The organism is Enterobacter sp. 237C8 (assembly GCF_034106865.1).
GTDB classification, from domain to species: Bacteria; Pseudomonadota; Gammaproteobacteria; order Enterobacterales; family Enterobacteriaceae; genus Enterobacter; species Enterobacter asburiae_B.
Genome location: NZ_JAWNDF010000004.1, coordinates 114,701 through 131,929 on the forward strand (window position 1 = coordinate 114,701; position 17,229 = coordinate 131,929).

General features: G+C 54.8%; 15 protein-coding genes. 1 reads left to right on the forward strand and 14 read right to left on the reverse strand.

Translation table 11 applies throughout. From position 1 onward, the window contains the following. Positions 1-48: 48 nt before the first annotated feature. The 14 genes from murG to leuO all read right to left on the reverse strand — a co-directional run bounded on the left by murG (position 49) and on the right by leuO (position 16,471). Entirely contained in the window at positions 49-1,113 is a 1,065-nt protein-coding gene (gene murG / locus USF70_RS14015) for an undecaprenyldiphospho-muramoylpentapeptide beta-N-acetylglucosaminyltransferase (protein WP_221702771.1), read from the reverse strand. After that, positions 1,110-2,354, reverse strand: a complete 1,245-nt coding sequence (gene ftsW / locus USF70_RS14020) for a cell division protein FtsW (protein ID WP_023310395.1) — start codon at positions 2,352-2,354, stop codon at positions 1,110-1,112. Before ftsW ends, murG begins: the two co-directional genes overlap by 4 nt. After that, on the reverse strand, positions 2,354-3,670 hold the full coding sequence (gene murD / locus USF70_RS14025) for a UDP-N-acetylmuramoyl-L-alanine--D-glutamate ligase (protein WP_320735712.1): 1,317 nt from the start codon (positions 3,668-3,670) through the stop codon (positions 2,354-2,356). Before murD ends, ftsW begins: the two co-directional genes overlap by 1 nt. Positions 3,671-3,672: 2 nt before the next feature. Continuing rightward, complete coding sequence (gene mraY / locus USF70_RS14030; protein ID WP_008501985.1) at positions 3,673-4,755, reverse strand: phospho-N-acetylmuramoyl-pentapeptide-transferase; 1,083 nt, start codon at positions 4,753-4,755, stop codon at positions 3,673-3,675. After that, entirely contained in the window at positions 4,749-6,107 is a 1,359-nt protein-coding gene (murF, locus tag USF70_RS14035) for a UDP-N-acetylmuramoyl-tripeptide--D-alanyl-D-alanine ligase (protein WP_320735713.1), read from the reverse strand. Before murF ends, mraY begins: the two co-directional genes overlap by 7 nt. Then, positions 6,104-7,591, reverse strand: coding sequence for a UDP-N-acetylmuramoyl-L-alanyl-D-glutamate--2,6-diaminopimelate ligase (gene murE / locus USF70_RS14040; RefSeq protein WP_033144628.1), 1,488 nt, complete (start codon positions 7,589-7,591; stop codon positions 6,104-6,106). The genes murF and murE overlap by 4 nt, the downstream gene beginning before the upstream one ends. Next, entirely contained in the window at positions 7,578-9,344 is a 1,767-nt protein-coding gene (locus USF70_RS14045; RefSeq protein WP_320735714.1) for a peptidoglycan glycosyltransferase FtsI, read from the reverse strand. The genes murE and USF70_RS14045 overlap by 14 nt, the downstream gene beginning before the upstream one ends. Positions 9,345-9,359: 15 nt before the next feature. After that, positions 9,360-9,725: a cell division protein FtsL gene (gene ftsL, locus USF70_RS14050; protein ID WP_008501989.1), complete on the reverse strand. Its 366-nt coding sequence runs from the start codon at positions 9,723-9,725 to the stop codon at positions 9,360-9,362. After that, positions 9,722-10,663 carry a 16S rRNA (cytosine(1402)-N(4))-methyltransferase RsmH gene (gene rsmH / locus USF70_RS14055; protein ID WP_087823391.1) on the reverse strand — a complete coding sequence of 314 codons (942 nt, stop codon included), beginning with the start codon at positions 10,661-10,663 and terminating at the stop codon, positions 9,722-9,724. Before rsmH ends, ftsL begins: the two co-directional genes overlap by 4 nt. A gap of 2 nt (positions 10,664-10,665) precedes the next feature. Continuing rightward, the gene (gene mraZ, locus USF70_RS14060; RefSeq protein WP_021240528.1) at positions 10,666-11,124 is read right to left on the reverse strand and encodes a division/cell wall cluster transcriptional repressor MraZ; all 459 of its coding nucleotides are present in this window, start codon (positions 11,122-11,124) and stop codon (positions 10,666-10,668) included. 599 nt (positions 11,125-11,723) lie between these two features. Continuing rightward, entirely contained in the window at positions 11,724-12,731 is a 1,008-nt protein-coding gene (gene cra, locus USF70_RS14065) for a catabolite repressor/activator (RefSeq protein ID WP_008501993.1), read from the reverse strand. Positions 12,732-12,910: 179 nt separating this feature from the next. Next, positions 12,911-13,402: an acetolactate synthase small subunit gene (gene ilvN, locus USF70_RS14070; protein WP_023334498.1), complete on the reverse strand. Its 492-nt coding sequence runs from the start codon at positions 13,400-13,402 to the stop codon at positions 12,911-12,913. Position 13,403: 1 nt separating this feature from the next. Next, positions 13,404-15,128, reverse strand: a complete 1,725-nt coding sequence (gene ilvI / locus USF70_RS14075) for an acetolactate synthase 3 large subunit (protein WP_320735715.1) — start codon at positions 15,126-15,128, stop codon at positions 13,404-13,406. A gap of 380 nt (positions 15,129-15,508) precedes the next feature. Then, on the reverse strand, positions 15,509-16,471 hold the full coding sequence (gene leuO / locus USF70_RS14080) for a transcriptional regulator LeuO (protein ID WP_045888154.1): 963 nt from the start codon (positions 16,469-16,471) through the stop codon (positions 15,509-15,511). A 587-nt stretch (positions 16,472-17,058) separates the two neighbouring features. Between leuO and leuL the strand changes: the two genes are divergently transcribed. Continuing rightward, the gene (leuL, locus tag USF70_RS21750; protein ID WP_071786497.1) at positions 17,059-17,145 is read left to right on the forward strand and encodes a leu operon leader peptide; all 87 of its coding nucleotides are present in this window, start codon (positions 17,059-17,061) and stop codon (positions 17,143-17,145) included. Positions 17,146-17,229 lie beyond the last annotated feature (84 nt).

The window sequence follows — 17,229 nt, forward strand, 5'->3', positions numbered from 1 at the left end:
CGCCATCGACTACTTAAAATTCGTGCAGCGCAAAACGCGCTGCGAGGGTTAAGCCTGGGCTGCCAGGCTCACTTCTTTTGCCACCCGTTCCGTCGCATCAGGGATAGCGGCCGCGCGTGCGCGTTGCGCCATCTCCAGCAGTGCGTCTCTGTTCCAGCCCGCCAGGGTGGTGGCGACCGCGTCGGCGGTAAATTGTGGTTGTTCAAAAATCTTCGCGGCACCGGCTTTCTCAAGCGGCAGCGCATTCCAGTACTGCTGTCGGTCTTTGTGCTGGAACGGCACAAACAGGGCCGGCAGACCCGCGGCGGCGATCTCGCTCACCGTCAGCGCGCCTGAACGACAAACCACGACATCGGCCCAGGCATACGCCGCCGCCATGTCGTCGATAAATTCTGTGACTTTATGCTGCGGCTGCCCCGCTTCGGCGTAAGCTTGCTCAACGGTCTGCTGAACGCCTTTTCCGCTCTGGTGCCAGATGGTCACGGTATCCCCCAGCTTTGCGGCAACCTGCGGCATCGTCTGGTTTAAAATGCGTGCCCCCTGAGAGCCGCCGACGACCAGTACACGAACCGGCCCTTCACGGCCCGTCAGGCGAGCGTCCGGCAGCGGGAGCGCCAGCACGTCCACACGCACCGGGTTACCCACCACGTCCGCTTTCGGGAACGCACCGGGAAACGCCTGCATAACTTTGGTAGCGATTTTCGCCAGCCACTTGTTGGTCAGACCGGCAATACCGTTTTGTTCATGTAGCACAACGGGAATGCCTAACGACCACGCTGCCAGCCCGCCAGGACCAGAGACATAGCCGCCCATGCCCAGCACCACATCTGGCTTAAAGCGCTTCATGATGGTGCGCGCCTGACGCCAGGCGTTAAAAATACGCACCGGAGCCAGCAGCATTGCCTTGAGGCCTTTGCCCCGAAGGCCGGAAATACGAATAAAGTCGATCTCGATACCGTGCTTCGGCACCAGGTCGGCTTCCATGCGGTCTGCGGTTCCCAGCCAGCGTACCTGCCAGCCCTGATCCATTAAATGGTGCGCAACCGCCAGCCCCGGGAACACGTGTCCGCCGGTACCGCCTGCCATCACCATTAACCGCTTCGGTTGATTCATCGTGAACCTCGTGTAAACGCCTGGGCTTTTTCCAGACGCGTTTCATAATCTATACGCAACAAAAACATGATGGCCGTCGACATAATCAACAGACTCGAACCACCATAACTGATCAACGGCAACGTCAGACCTTTGGTCGGCAGCATACCCGCTGCGGCCCCGACGTTAACCAATGCCTGGAAGCTAAACCAGATACCAATTGAACAGGCTAAGAATCCTGAGAAGCGGTGATCGATCTCCAGCGCTTTCCGGCCGATAGACATGGCGCGGAAAGCGACGAAGAATACCATTAATAGCGCTAATACCACACCGATATAACCCAGTTCTTCCGCAATAATGGAGAAGATGAAGTCAGTGTGCGCTTCCGGTAAATACTCCAGTTTCTGTACCGAGTTACCCAGCCCCTGCCCCCAGACTTCACCGCGACCAAAGGCCATCAGCGACTGCGTCAGCTGATAACCGCTGCCGAAGGGATCTTCCCACGGGTTCCAGAACGAGGTAACACGGCGAATACGGTAAGGCTCGGCCAGGATCAGCAGCACAACCGCCGAAATACCCATCCCGATGATAGCGATGAACTGCCACAGCTTCGCGCCCGCCAGGAACAGCATGGCCAGAGTGGTAACGAACAGCACGACAACGGTACCGAGGTCAGGCTGCGCCAGCAGTAATACCGCCAGCACCAGAATCACGCCCATCGGTTTTAAGAAGCCGCGCAGGTTGTTACGCACTTCATCTACCTTACGCACCAGGTAGTTAGCCAGATAGCAGAACAGGGAGAGCTTGGTAAATTCCGCAGGCTGAATGCGCAGCGGGCCAAAGGCGATCCAGCGCGATGCCCCGTTAACAGAGCTCCCCACCACCAGTACGATCAGCAGCATAATAATCGAGGCGATCAGCATCGCCGTACTGTGGCGCTGCCAGAACTCCATCGGCAGGCGCAAGGTCACCAGCGCCAGGCAGAACGCCAGGATGATGTAAAGACCATCACGCTTGGCAAACAGGAAAGGATCGTTCGCCAGACGCTGCCCGACGGGCATTGAGGCTGACGTCACCATAATGAAGCCGACCGCCGCCAGCCCCATAGTGAGCCAGAACAGCGTGCGATCGTACATGACCAGGCTGTCGTTATCTTTTTGACGAGAGCCCATCACCCAGCCTTTGAGCGCCGCAAATACCCATGCCAGGATCCCAAATCCTGGCAGGCGCGGCATTTTCAGGCGAGGGAGAGATAAACGCATTAGCCTAACTCCTTCGCCAGGCGGGTAAAGACATCACCACGCTGTTCGAAATTCTTGAATTGATCGAGGCTGGCACAGGCCGGAGAGAGCAGCACCATATCGCCTGGCTTCACGCGAGGGGCAATCAGCCGCATCGCCTGTTCCATGGTTTCGGTTTGCTCGGCAACCTCAGGGCGCAGTTCAGCCAGCTCGCTGCCGTCACGCCCGAAGCAGTACAGGCGGATGTTATCTCCGGCGAGATACGGCTTCAGGGAGGAGAAATCAGCTGATTTACCGTCGCCGCCCAGCAGTAAATGCAGGGTGCCGTCAACGTGCAGACCGTTGAGCGCGGCCTCGGTGCTGCCCACGTTGGTAGCTTTGGAGTCGTTAATCCAGCGCACGCCGTTGTGCTCCAGCGCCAGCTGGAAACGGTGCGCCAGACCAGAAAACGTGGTTAACGCTTTCAGGCTGGAGGAGCGCGGCAGCCCTACTGCATCCGCCAGCGCCAGCGCCGCCAGGGCATTGGTATAGTTGTGCTGACCAGTGAGCTTCATCTCTTTCACGTTCAGCACTTTCTCACCCTTCACGCGCAGCCAGGTTTCGCCCAGCTGACGGTTCAGGTGGTAATCCCCCATCGTGATACCGAAGCTGATACAGCGATCGTCTGCACCGCGTACGGGCATGGTCAGCGCGTCATCGGCGTTTACAACGCAGACTTTGGCATTTTCATAAACGCGCAGCTTGGCGGCACGGTACTGCTGCAGACCAAATGGATACCGGTCCATATGATCTTCAGTCACGTTGAGGATCGTCGCAGCCGCAGCGTGCAGGCTGGAGGTCGTTTCCAGCTGGAAGCTGGAAAGCTCGAGAACATACAGCTCGCAGCCTTTATCCAGCAGCATCAGAGCGGGTAAACCAATGTTACCGCCAACGCCGACGTTCATGCCCGCCGCTTTCGCCATTTCACCCACCAGGGTGGTGACGGTGCTTTTACCGTTAGAACCGGTAATGGCGATAATAGGTGCCTGCGCTTCGCGGCAGAACAGCTCGATATCGCCGACAATCTCAACGCCCGCATCCGCGGCAGCGCTCAGCGAAGGGTGCGCCAGCGCCATACCCGGGCTGGCGACAATCAGATCGGCTGCCAGCAGCCAGTCATCATTCAGACCACCAAGGTGGCGTTCAACCTGTTCCGGCAGTTTGTCCAGACCCGGCGGAGAGACACGCGTATCCATCACGCGTGGCGTCACGCCGCGTGCGAGGAAAAAGTCCACGCAGGAGAGCCCCGTGAGGCCCAACCCGATGATAACGACTTTTTTGCCCTGGTAATCTGCCATGATTAACGTACCTTCAGCGTTGCCAGGCCAATCAGCACCAGCATCAGCGAAATAATCCAGAAGCGCACAATCACGCGCGGCTCCGGCCAGCCTTTCAGTTCATAGTGGTGGTGAATCGGCGCCATACGGAAGATGCGCTGACCGCGCAGCTTGAAAGAACCGACCTGCAAAATCACCGACAGGGTTTCAACCACAAACACGCCGCCCATGATCACCAGCAGGAACTCCTGACGCAGCAGTACGGCGATAATGCCGAGCGCACCGCCCAAGGCCAGAGAACCGACGTCACCCATAAAGACCTGCGCCGGATAGGTGTTGAACCACAGGAAGCCCAGCCCCGCGCCGACAATCGCCGTACAGACGATCACCAGCTCACCCGCGTGGCGCAAATAAGGGATGTGCAGGTAGTTCGCAAAGTTCATGTTACCGGTCGCCCACGCCACCAGCGCAAAACCGGCGGCCACAAAGACGGTTGGCATAATGGCCAGGCCATCCAGACCGTCGGTCAGGTTAACGGCGTTACCGGTACCGACAATCACAAAGTAGGCCAGCAGGATGTAGAACAGCCCCAGCTGCGGCATCACGTCTTTAAAGAACGGCACGACCAGCTCGGTAGCTGGCGTGTCTTTGCCTGCCAGATACAGCGCGAAGGCCACGCCCAGCGCGATCACCGACATCCAGAAATACTTCCAGCGCGCGATCAGGCCTTTGGTATCTTTGCGGACGACTTTGCGGTAATCATCCACAAAACCGATGATCCCGTAACCCACCAGTACCGTCAGAACGCACCAGACGTACGGGTTGGAGGGATAGGCCCACAGCAACACGGAAACGACGATGGCGGTCAGGATCATGATCCCGCCCATGGTCGGCGTGCCGCGCTTGCTGAAGTGCGATTCCGGACCGTCGTTACGCACAACCTGGCCGAAAGAGAGTTTTTGCAGACGGGCAATCATGCGCGGGCCCATCCACAACGAGATGAACAGCGCAGTCAGCAGGCTGACGATGGCGCGAAACGTCAGATACGAAAAGACGTTAAAGCCTGAATAATATTTGACCAAATGTTCGGCCAGCCAAACTAACATGTCCCGTTCTCCTGTAATGCGTGCACAACCTCTTCCATGGCGGCACTACGTGAACCTTTCACTAACACAGTCACAATTTGTTTTTCGGTAATCAACGCCTTAAGGCGCGCTATCAACGCGGATTTGTCAGCAAAATGCTCGCCAACGCCGCTGGCATGGCTAATCGCCTGGCTCAGTTTTCCTGCGCTCAGCACGCAGTCCAGCCCTGCCGCTTTCGCCGCTTCACCGACCTGGGTATGGCAGGCTTCGCTTTCGTCGCCCAGCTCTGCCATATCGCCCACCACCATGATGCGGTAGCCCGGCATTTCAGATAACACCTGCACCGCCGCCGTCATCGAGCCCACGTTCGCGTTGTAGGAGTCATCCAGCAGCAGCTTGTTTTCCGAAAGCTGAATCGGGAACAGACGCCCCGGCACGGCTTTCAGGTTCGCCAGCCCGGTCTTAATCGCTTCATGCGACGCGCCCACCGCCGTCGACAACGCCGCCGCCGCAAGCGCATTGGCGATGTTATGGCGACCCGGCAGCGGCAGCAGCACATCGACGCCACCCGTTGGGGTGGTGAGGGTGAACTCCGTGCCGTGCGACGTCACGTGGATATTGGTCGCGGTAAAATCACTGTTTGCCGCATTCGGCGAGAAGCGCCAGGTTTTACGCGAACCAATGATGCTTTGCCAGTTCAGCCAGTCGTTGTTGTCGGCGTTCAGGATGGCGATACCGTCATCCGGCAGACCGGTGTAAATCTCACCTTTGGCTTTCGCTACGCCTTCCAGCGAGCCAAAGCCTTCCAGATGCGCCGCCGCGAGGTTATTCACCAGCGCGGCTTCCGGGCGAGTCAGGCTCACGGTCCAGGCGATTTCGCCCTGGTGGTTTGCCCCTAACTCGATTACCGCAAATTCATGTTCTTTGGTCAGGCGGAGTAATGTCATCGGCACGCCGATGTCATTATTGAGGTTGCCCGCGGTATAAAGCGTATTCCCGCACTGGCTGAGGATCGCCGCCGTCATCTCTTTCACCGACGTCTTGCCTGATGAACCGGTCAAGGCGACAACGCGCGTAGGGACCTGCTGGCGAACCCAGGCGGCCAGCTCACCGAACGCGAGACGCGTATCTTTCACCACAATTTGTGGCAGATCGATATCGAGCTTGCGGCTGACGAGCAGCGCACCGGCGCCGTTCTCTTTGGCCTGTTCCGCAAAATCATGCGCGTCAAAACGCTCGCCTTTCAGCGCCACAAACAGACAGCCTGCGGTGATTTTGCGGGTGTCCGTCGTTACGGCATCAATGGTCAGGTCCAGCCCGTGCAGGTCGCCCTGCAGGATGGCAGCGGCCTGGCTTAACGTGATGCTAATCATGCCACGACTCCCAGCAGACGAGCTGCCGTTACGCGGTCCGAGTAGTCCAGACGGCGATTGCCAACGATCTGATAATCTTCATGGCCTTTGCCCGCCAGCAGGACAACATCATTCTCCTGCGCCTGCATGATGGTGTTGGTCACGGCTTCCGCACGCCCTTCCACCACGCGAGCGCGGCCCGCGTCCAGCATGCCCGCCAGAATGTCATTAATGATGGCGCGCGGCTCTTCGGTACGCGGGTTGTCATCGGTCACAACCGGAATATCTGCGAACTGCTCGGCAATAGCCCCCATCAGCGGGCGTTTGCCTTTATCGCGATCGCCGCCGCAGCCAAACACGCACCAGAGCTTACCGGCGCAATGCAGGCGCGCCGCTTCCAGCGCTTTTTCCAGCGCATCCGGCGTGTGGGCATAATCAACCACAACGGTCGGTTTGCCCGGCGCGCTGAACACTTCCATACGGCCGCAAACCGGCTGCAGACGCGCTGAGGTTTTCAGCAGTTCAGCCATCGGATAACCCAGCGCCAGCAGCGTCGCCAGCGCCAGCAGAAGATTGCTGACGTTAAAGGCGCCCATCAGGCGGCTTTCAATTTCGCCTTCACCCCAGGAAGAGGAAAAGCGGATTGTCGCCCCGCTGTCGTGATAATTCACCTCAACCGCCTTCAGCCAGCGGCCGTGGCAGTTCGGATTAATATGGTCTTCCATCGACACCGCAACCGCATCCGGCAGCTTCGCCAGCCAGCGGCGGCCCACTTCGTCGTCGGCGTTGATGATGGCTTGTCCGTAATGGTGAGTAGAGAACAGCAGCCATTTCGCGGCTTCGTAATGCTCCATATCACCGTGATAATCAAGATGATCGCGGCTCAGGTTGGTAAACACGGAAGCGGCAAATTTCAGCGCCGCGACGCGGTGCTGAACCAGACCGTGCGAAGAGACTTCCATCGCAGCAAAGGTTGCCCCCTGCCCTGCCAGACCGGCAAGCACATGCTGTACGTCTACGGCCGAGCCGGTGGTGTTTTCCGTCGGGCTCACTTTGCCCAGCAGGCCGTTACCCACGGTACCCATCACCGCACCGGTTTCACCCAGCAGCTGGGCCCACTGCGCCATCAGCTGAGTGGTAGTGGTTTTACCGTTCGTACCCGTGACGCCTACCAGGCGCAGCTGGTCGGAAGGTTCGTGATAAAAACGTCCTGCCAGCGCGGAAAGACGCTCGTTCAACTGGCTGAGATAGATGACCGGCACCCCGTGCATTTCACGGATCTCACCGTCGGTTGCCTCATCTTTCGCCTCAGCAATAATGGCAGCCACACCTTGCGCAATCGCCTGCGGGATATAACGACGCCCGTCCGCCTGATGACCGACCACCGCCACAAAAAGATCGCCAGAAGCAGCCACGCGGCTGTCCAGTACCATCTCTCGCAGTGCTCGCTCCGGTGCATTTGGCACCCACGGAGCGAGAAGGTCGCGCAAATTACGATCTGCCACCTGTACCCTCGCCTTGATTAATTACAAATTCACTTTTTTCGCCCGTCGCCAGCGCATCCGGTTCGATGTTCATGGTGCGTAACACGCCGCCCATGATAGCCCCGAACACAGGCGCGGAGACGGCGCCGCCGTAGTATTTACCCGCCTGTGGATCGTTTATCACGACCACCAGCGCAAAACGCGGATTGCTTGCAGGCGCAACGCCTGCGGTATAGGCAATGTATTTGTTGATATAGCGGCCGTCCGGCCCTACTTTTTTCGCCGTACCGGTCTTGATGGCGATGCGATAACCTTTGATTGCCGCCTTAACGCCGCCGCCGCCGGGCAGCGCCACGCTTTCCATCATATGAACAACTGTACGGACGGTTGATTCCGGGAAGATACGCTCGCCGGGAACCGGTGGATCAACTTTGGTAATCGACAGCGGACGATAAACGCCATAGCTGCCGATCGTTGCGTAGACTCGCGCTAACTGTAACGGTGTCACCATTAGCCCGTAGCCGAAAGAGAAGGTGGCCCTCTCTATGTCAGACCACCGTTGTTTTTGAGGATATAAGCCACTGCGTTCTCCGACCAACCCCAAATTGGTCGCCTTTCCAAGTCCAAAACGTGAGTAAGTCTCTACTAACGCTGAGGACGGCATCGCTAACGCCAGCTTTGAAACACCGACGTTACTCGACTTCTGTAACACCCCGGTCAGGGTCAATTCGCTGTAGCGCGCCACGTCTTTGATCTCGTGGCCATTAATTCGGTATGGAATAGTATTCAGGACGGTGTTTTCATTGACGATACCGCGCTGAAGGGCAGTCATGACCACCATCGGCTTAACGGTCGAACCCGGTTCGAACACGTCGGTGATGGTACGGTTACGCATAATATCCTTCTGCGTACCGGTAAGATTGTTAGGGTTGTAGGACGGGCTATTGGCCATCGCCAGCACTTCACCCGTGTTGACGTCAACTAACACGGCACTGCCCGATTCCGCTTTGTTGAAGGCCACGGCATTGTTCAGCTCGCGGTAAACCAGCGCCTGTAACCGCTCATCAATACTCAGGGCCAGATTGTGTGCGGCCTGGCTGTCCGTAGAGGAAATATCCTCGATCACGCGACCATAGCGGTCCTTACGCACAATGCGCTCGCCGGGCTGGCCGGTGAGCCATTTATCAAAGCTTTTTTCAACGCCTTCAATCCCCTGGCTATCAACGTTAGTAAAGCCAATGAGGTGAGCAGTCACTTCGCCGGATGGATAGTAACGACGGGATTCTTCACGTAGATGGATCCCCGGCAGCTTCAATTTTTTGATGTAGTCCGCCATGTCAGGGTTCACCTGACGCGCCAGATAGATAAAGCGCCCTCGCGGGTTCGTATTTACGCGTGAAGCTAACTGGTCCAGCGGCATCTTCAGCGCATCCGAAAGCGCCTTCCAGCGGTTATCAAGCGTGATACCGCCAGCGTCGTGCAGCTCTTTCGGATCGGCCCAGATCGCCTTCACCGGCACGCTCACCGCCAGCGGACGACCCGAACGGTCGGTGATCATCCCGCGGGATGTCGACACTTCCTGGACGCGCAGGGAGCGCATGTCGCCCTGACGCACCAGCATGTCAGGGGCGATGATTTGCAGCCAGGCCACGCGTCCCAGCAGAAAACCCAGAGCGAGCAAAATGCAGCCGCAAAGCAACGCAAAACGCCAACTGACAAAGTTGGCCTGTTCTTCCTGACGTTTTGGTTTTAGCGTTTTTGCCGCTGCTTTCATGCGTCGCGTTTTCCCTTATTTTTGTACTACGATATTTTCCTGCGAAGGATCAACATGCTGCAGCTGCAGCTTTTCCGTTGCGATCCGTTCAACCCGGCTGTGATCGCCGAGCGCGTTTTCTTCAAGGATCAGATTTCGCCATTCAATATCCAGCGCATCGCGTTCCAGTACCATCTGCTCGCGTTGCGCAGTCAATAAACGTGTATGGTGGGCGGTGGTCACCACCGTAACTGCCGTGACAATGATGCAAATGAACAGACAGAGTGGCAGTTTCCCAAACCGCAAAAGATCGTCGCCGATCACGCCAGGCAAGGCATGGCGCTCGTTGCTTCCTAACGAATCCTTAACTTTGCTTAGGGTCTCTGTCACTCTGCCGATCATGCGTTCGTCCTCTCTGCAACACGCAGCACTGAACTACGGGCGCGTGGATTCTCTGCCACTTCTTCTTCGCCCGGCATCAACTTGCCTAATGCTCGCAACTGACGGCCACCCAGCTTCCTGAGTTGTTCTTCCGTCATCGGCAGCCCCGCTGGCACCTGTGGACCGCGGCTTTGCTCGCGCATAAAGCGTTTCACAATACGGTCTTCCAGCGAATGGAAGCTGATGATGGATAACCGCCCACCCGGGGCTAGCACGTCGAGCGAGCTTTTTAGCGCCAGCTCTATTTCCTCCAGTTCACTGTTTACCCAGATGCGAACCGCCTGGAAGGTACGGGTCGCGGGATGTTTGTGCTTATCCTTCACCGGTGTCGCCGCCGCGATCACTTCGGCCAACTCTTTGGTGCGGGTCATGGGCTCAATGCGATTGCGCTCAACGATGGCGCGCGCAATACGTTTGCCAAAGCGCTCTTCGCCAAACGTTTTGATGACCCATGCAATATCGGCTTCGTCAGCGTTCTGTAACCACTCAGCGGCAGACTGACCGCGCGTCGGGTCCATACGCATGTCCAGCGGACCATCACGCATAAAGGAGAAACCACGTTCAGCGTCATCAAGCTGGGGTGAAGAGACGCCAAGATCGAGAAGAATCCCGTCGATCTTGCCCGTCAGGCCACGCTCGGCAACATAATCCGCGAGCGCAGAGAAAGGTCCATGCACGATGGAAAAGCGTGGGTCATTGATGGTTTGTGCAACGGCAATTGCCTGCGGATCGCGATCGATTGCCAGCAGACGTCCTTCCTCTCCAAGCTGGGAGAGAATCAAACGCGAGTGACCACCGCGACCAAACGTGCCATCAATGTAGATGCCATCCGGACGAATATTCAGACCGTTTACGGCCTCGTCCAGTAACACCGTTTTGTGTTTATAATTTTCCATCATATTTATAGAGACAAGTCCTGCAGCCGTTCCGATAATGTCGCGGAATCAGACTGCTCAGCGTCGATATCTTCCTTGACCTGTTGATACCAGGTCGTTTCATCCCACAGTTCAAACTTGTTGAACTGCCCGACCAGCATCACTTCTTTGGTCAGACCGGCATGTTGCCGCAACACAGGGGCAATCAGTAACCGCCCTGCGTTATCCATCTGACATTCACTGGCATGTCCCAATAACAGCCGCTGCACGCGGCGTTCCTGCGGGTTCATGCTCGACAGTCGCGACAGCTTTTGCTCAATAATTTCCCATTCAGGCAAGGGGTAAAGCAGCAGGCAGGGGGAGTTAATGTCAATGGTGCAAACCATTTGACCCGCAGCGTTCTCAATCAGCTGGTCGCGGTATCGGGTTGGTACCGATAAACGCCCTTTGCTGTCGAGATTGACTAACGTAGCTCCACGGAACATGCCAGTCTCACCCCTCCTCACCACTTTAACCCACAAATTCCCACCTAAAGGAGTTTACGGAGCGAGGGAAAAGCTTGTCAAGCCAGGACTCTCCCTATAAGGACCCGAAAGCCCTCTATTTACAGAGATAAACAGTCCTGGTTAATAACTGCACAACTGGCGAGGCAAAATTAACGTTATGAATATTTGTAAGAAAAAAACCGAATATGCACACTAGCGTTAAAGCTCACTCAATATCATCGCAGATAAATATAAAGTGTCAGTTTGCGACGCGGGCAGCATTTTATGACAGATTCTCAGGGGATAACAGCGCCAGATTCATCCAGGTGCCCGGTAAGCGCGGAGGTTGCCACGTAAGCTGAAGCAGTAAGAGGAAAAACGTCTGAATATTCATCGACCGAAGAGGGTTTGTAACAAAATAATACAAAGATAGCTGTTTAAAATCGCCCGCATGTTCTTTAAAAGGACAATTTAAAAGCCAGAATGAATTAAAAAAATAGGCGATTACGATCCCGCAAGAATTATCCTAATTTCTCTCCGGGAATTATCTGCACGAATAATCACAGCAAAATGGGGCAGATTTCTCCGCCCCGGTCATTTCATTTTTGGCGGCTTAAAATTCCGCGATGGTAGAGATTACGTTTGATACGCGTCAGACCCGGCTTCGGTTTGCGCGGCTCATCCAGGCTTGCCAGCACAATCTCAAGCACGCGTTCAGCCACATCGCGGTGACGCTGTGCTACCGCCAGCACCGGGCACTGCAGGAAGTCGAGCAGCTCATTATCCCCGAACGTGGCAATCGCCAGGTCGGAGGGCAGTTTACCTTCACGACGCAAGGTCACATCCATGACACCCTGCAACAGCGCAAATGACGTGGTGAACAGCGCCTGAGGCATCGGATGCGTTTCCAGCCATTTCTCAAACAGCTGCGCTGCGGCTTCGCGTTCGTAGCTATTGGCATAGAGGTAGTGAACCTCGCGCGGATCGTCTTTCCAGGCGGTTCTGAATCCCTGCTCACGCAGGAAGCTCACGGAAAGCTCGGGCAACGCGCCAAGATACAGCACTGTTTCAGCGGGGAACGTTCTCAGCTCTGCGGCCAGCATTTCTGCATCATCCTGATCCGCACCCACGACGCTGGTGAAATGCTCGCGATCGAGCGCGCGGTCCAGCGCAACGATTGGGAACGGGTCGTTCGCCCAGCGCTGGTAGAACGGATGCTCTGGCGGCAAGGAGGTCGACACGATGATGGCATCCACCTGGCGCTGGAGCAGATGCTCAATGCAACGCATTTCGTTGTCGGGCTGGTCTTCCGAGCAGGCAATCAGCAATTGATAGCCGCGCTGGCGCGCCTGACGTTCAAGATAGTTGGCGATACGGGTATAGCTGGTGTTTTCCAGGTCAGGGATCACCAGACCAATAGAGCGGGTACGCCCGGCACGCAGACCGGCTGCGACAGCATTCGGATGGTAGTTATGCTCACGAACCACCGCCATAACTTTTTCAACGGTCTTGTCGCTGACACGGTACTGCTTTGCTTTACCGTTAATCACATAGCTGGCCGTTGTTCGTGACACGCCGGCTAGCCGGGCGATTTCATCCAGTTTCACAATTGCCCCTTAAAAAAAGAAAAGAGTCCATGGCCCTGTCAAGGTTATGGTTAAATCTTTTAACATCTAAACGCAGAAAAGACTTCGCGGCAACCGCTTTTATCTGCGTTGTCGGCTGATTACGCAAAAAAAAGCCCGGCTTTGGTGACCGGGCAGAAAGAGGCGAACCTTTTTGACAACTAACGCATGATTTTCTCGCCGCGTGACAGACCAACGACACCCGATCTCGCCACCTCGACAATTTTTGCAACGTCCCGCACGGACGCGAGGAAAGCATCCAGCTTGTCGCTTGTCCCGGCCAGCTGCACCGTATAAAGAGAAGGCGTGACGTCGATAATTTGTCCGCGGAAAATATCCGCATTGCGTTTGACTTCATCACGCCCGTAGCCACTGGCCTGGATTTTCACCAGCATGACCTCACGTTCAACGTAGGCCCCCTGCCCCAGCTCGCTCACGCGCAGTACGTCGACCAGCTTATGCAGCTGTTTTTCAATTTGCTCAAGCACTTTGGCATCGCCGACGGTTTGGATCGTCATGCGCGACAGCGTCGGGTCTTCCGTTGGGGCAACGGTCAGGCTTTCAATGTTATAACCGCGCTGCGCAAAAAGGCCAATGACGCGCGACAGTGCGCCAGACTCGTTTTCCAGTAAAACAGATAATATCCGGCGCATATCAGGTTCTCTCCGTTTTGCTTAACCACATTTCATCCATACCACCACCACGAATATGCATCGGATAAACGTGCTCGGTCCCATCAACAATCACATCCATAAAGACGAGGCGGTTGTTTTTTACGTGCTCAAGCGCTTGAGCGAGCTTCGTTTCCAGCTCAGCCGGATCGGTCACCCGCATGCCTACATGGCCGTAAGCTTCAGCAAGACGAACAAAATCCGGCAGCGATTTCATGTATGACTGAGAGTGGCGGCCAGAGTAGATCATATCCTGCCACTGCTTCACCATACCGAGATACCCGTTATTCAGGTTCAGCACCAGTACCGGCAGTTCATATTGCAGCGCGGTAGACAGCTCCTGAATGTTCATCTGAATACTGCCGTCCCCCGTCACGCAGACGACGGTTTCATTCGGCAGCGCCAGCTTCACGCCCAGCGCAGCAGGCAGACCAAAGCCCATGGTTCCTAAACCACCGGAGTTGATCCAGTGTCGCGGTTTATCAAACGGGTAATACAGGGCGGCGAACATCTGATGCTGCCCCACGTCTGAGGTCACGTACGCCTCACCTTTCGTCAGTCGCCACACCGCTTCAATGACCGCCTGCGGCTTAATGTTTTCACTTTGCGTGTCATATTTCAGGCACTGACGCGCACGCCACTGTTCAATCTGCTGCCACCAGTCGCGGATCTCATCCAGCGGCTGGGTTGCACTCTCCTGGGTCAGCAGTTCCAGCATTTGCTCCAGAACCTGCCGGGCATCACCGACGATCGGCACATCAGCCGACACCGTTTTTGAAATTGACGTTGGATCGATATCAATGTGCAGCACGGTAGCGTTCGGGCAATACTTCGCCAGATTGTTGGTGGTGCGATCGTCAAAGCGCACGCCGACGGCAAAAATCACATCGGAATGATGCATCGTCATGTTGGCTTCATAAGTACCGTGCATACCCAGCATTCCCAGCGCCTGACGATGGGTGGCAGGGAACGCCCCCAGGCCCATCAGCGACGACGCAACGGGAAGGTTAAGCTTTTCAATCAGTTCACGAAGCTGGGCTTCACAGGCAGAGTTGATCGCCCCGCCACCGACATAGACCACCGGTTTTTTGGCTGCCAGAAGCGTTTGCAACGCTCGCTTGATCTGACCTTTATGCCCCTGCGTTGTGGGATTATAAGAGCGCATGCTGACCGATTCCGGCCAGGCATAAGGCAGCTTGTTTGCCGGGTTGAGAATATCTTTAGGCAGATCGACCACCACCGGTCCCGGGCGTCCGCTCGCCGCCAGCCAGAAGGCTTTTTTCAGTACGCCGGGAATGTCTTCTGTTTGCTTGACCAGGAAGCTGTGCTTCACAACGGGACGCGAAATCCCAACCATGTCGCACTCCTGAAACGCATCGTAGCCAATCAGTGAGGTTGCCACCTGCCCGGAGAGGATCACCAGCGGGATAGAGTCCATATAGGCCGTCGCAATCCCGGTAATGGCGTTTGTCGCGCCGGGGCCGGACGTGACTAATACCACGCCCACTTCACCCGTCGCACGTGCCAGGCCGTCAGCCATGTGTACCGCCGCCTGCTCGTGACGTACCAGAACATGGTCAATGCCCCCAACCGTATGCAGCGCATCATAAATATCGAGAACCGCACCGCCAGGGTAGCCGAACACTTGCTTTACGCCCTGATCGATCAGCGACCGAACGACCATTTCCGCGCCAGACAACATCTCCATGCTTTGCCTCCAGGCATTTTGTTATAGACGGACTGCCGAATTCATTTCCGCACCGTCTTACGACTGGGATGAACCAATCTTATATTTTGCAGAGTGTTCTTTACCTTAACCGCTCGTTATGAGGCAGGCAATTAGCAAACCCGGGGAGATAAACGGTGCGTAAAGCAGAAAAAGCAGCCGTTCACAGAAGATATGGTTAATTCCTCTGGGAATAGAGAGTGAGGTGATAAATCATCGCTGAAAAGCGCGACAATGCAGGAAATCATCTATTTTTGCGTACCGTAGAGCAGCCAAAAAAAAATCATCACAGAAGAAAATAGCAGTTATCTAAAAAAACTCAGGATAAATCACATAAACCGATGCGATTTATCCTGATGCGTTTACCGGCGACAGATGCCAACCAGCAACTCTTCCATCCACTGATGTCCTTTATCCCGGCCCGCTGCTTCATGCCAGGAAAGATAACAGGTACGGCTATTTAGCTTGAGCGGCAGAGGCAAAATTTGCAGATTTAAAGGGTCAGAAAACTCTTCTGCCAGCCAGCGCGGCGCAATTGCCACCAGCTGTGTCTGGGAAACCACGTTTAATACGCTGACCATGGCCATGCCCTGATAAGCCACGCTCGCCTGTTTATCCGCAGTGTCATACCACGGCAGGCTAAAGGAAGCATATCTGTCGAGCGCAACAACGGCGTGCTGCTCGTTATAAACATCGTTTTCTCGCAGCGGAGAATTCAGGCGCGGGTGTTTTTTACTGGCGACCAAAACCATTTCATCTTTAAACAGCGGCACGCAGGAAAATTCCGGACGACGGAACTCTTCATACCCCAGAACGAATTCGATCTCCTGATAGCGTAACTGATGTTCTGTGTTTTGATTCAGGGATGATTTAAAAACAAGATTGATATTTGGTGCGATCTCTTCAACTTTATTATAGATAATCGACGTTAAATAATTATCTAAAGGGCTACAGACACAAAGATGGAATACGCGCTCGCTGCTTAAGGGTTCAAAGCCCGATCCCGGCAGCTCATTTTGGACCAGTTGCAACGCCTGACGAATGGAGCCAAACAGCTGGAATGCGCGCGCCGTAGGCTGGATCCCCCTCCCGTAGCGAACAAATAATTCGTCGTTAAACATAAGCTTAAGCCTGGCAACGGCATTACTCACGGCAGGTTGTGACATCCCCAAGGTTTGGGCAGCGCGGGTGATATTCTGTTCCTGCATGACAGCATCAAACACCGTCAGAAGATTCAGATCCACCGTGCGTAACTGCGGTTTAATCCCATCAGTAGCTTGAGGTTGTTTAATATTATTTTCTGGCACTTCTGACTCCACTGTCACGCTACACCCCTTTGCCAACGTACGGTAATAATCCTGAAAAATATCATTTATCATGCAAATACGATCAGCGAAAGAGAATTATTTAAAATTCGGAATAAATAAAGACTTTATATTAACGAAAATTAATGAGCAAAACTGATATGTTTGACTTTAGGATTTAAATGAAACCATAAATCAAACCAATATACAATTGCCGTCAGGTTAATGATGACTTAAGCATTATTAAACTGTTATAACTATTGCCCTACAGTTAGTTAACAACCTGTTATATCCATTCGCTTTCCAGCATTCCGGAAAAGATTCACTGCATTTATAAGTTTATGATATCAAAACTATTTAAACACAAAGCATCCTCTTAAAACATTCCACTCATTTTTAAACATTTATATTTATTGGTATCTGCAACTCTTTTCTCAAGTCCAAAATTAGACAATTAATCTGGTCAAAAAAGCTAAAACCAGCACAATTAGCTAAAGTGAATACCCTGTTGATTCCATCTGTCAGGCCCGTTTTCATCCTCAGGGGTTGACATGAACAACCGTATCCAGTACCACTAAAAGCATATTGAATTTAACGGAGCACGATTCATGACACGCACCATTCGTTTCACCGGTCTACTACTACTAAACGCATCCACTGTGCGCGGTAGACTGGCGGGCGAAATTCAGCGTTGAATCGTCACCAGTAAGACTAGAAACCCGCGCCACTGCGCGGGTTTTTTTATGCTCGTAGCAAGGCGCCCTAAGACTGACAAGGAC

What these genes read in the sequence shown, in the direction of transcription:
- murG (WP_221702771.1), bottom strand. Translation starts at nt 1,113, where the DNA reads ATGAATCAACCGAAGCGGTTAATGGTGATGGCAGGCGGTACCGGCGGA.
- ftsW (WP_023310395.1), bottom strand. Translation starts at nt 2,354, where the DNA reads ATGCGTTTATCTCTCCCTCGCCTGAAAATGCCGCGCCTGCCAGGATTT.
- murD (WP_320735712.1), bottom strand. Translation starts at nt 3,670, where the DNA reads ATGGCAGATTACCAGGGCAAAAAAGTCGTTATCATCGGGTTGGGCCTC.
- mraY (WP_008501985.1), bottom strand. Translation starts at nt 4,755, where the DNA reads ATGTTAGTTTGGCTGGCCGAACATTTGGTCAAATATTATTCAGGCTTT.
- murF (WP_320735713.1), bottom strand. Translation starts at nt 6,107, where the DNA reads ATGATTAGCATCACGTTAAGCCAGGCCGCTGCCATCCTGCAGGGCGAC.
- USF70_RS14045 (WP_320735714.1), bottom strand. Translation starts at nt 9,344, where the DNA reads ATGAAAGCAGCGGCAAAAACGCTAAAACCAAAACGTCAGGAAGAACAG.
- ftsL (WP_008501989.1), bottom strand. Translation starts at nt 9,725, where the DNA reads ATGATCGGCAGAGTGACAGAGACCCTAAGCAAAGTTAAGGATTCGTTA.
- rsmH (WP_087823391.1), bottom strand. Translation starts at nt 10,663, where the DNA reads ATGATGGAAAATTATAAACACAAAACGGTGTTACTGGACGAGGCCGTA.
- mraZ (WP_021240528.1), bottom strand. Translation starts at nt 11,124, where the DNA reads ATGTTCCGTGGAGCTACGTTAGTCAATCTCGACAGCAAAGGGCGTTTA.
- ilvN (WP_023334498.1), bottom strand. Translation starts at nt 13,402, where the DNA reads ATGCGCCGGATATTATCTGTTTTACTGGAAAACGAGTCTGGCGCACTG.
- ilvI (WP_320735715.1), bottom strand. Translation starts at nt 15,128, where the DNA reads ATGGAGATGTTGTCTGGCGCGGAAATGGTCGTTCGGTCGCTGATCGAT.
- leuL (WP_071786497.1), top strand. Translation starts at nt 17,059, where the DNA reads ATGACACGCACCATTCGTTTCACCGGTCTACTACTACTAAACGCATCC.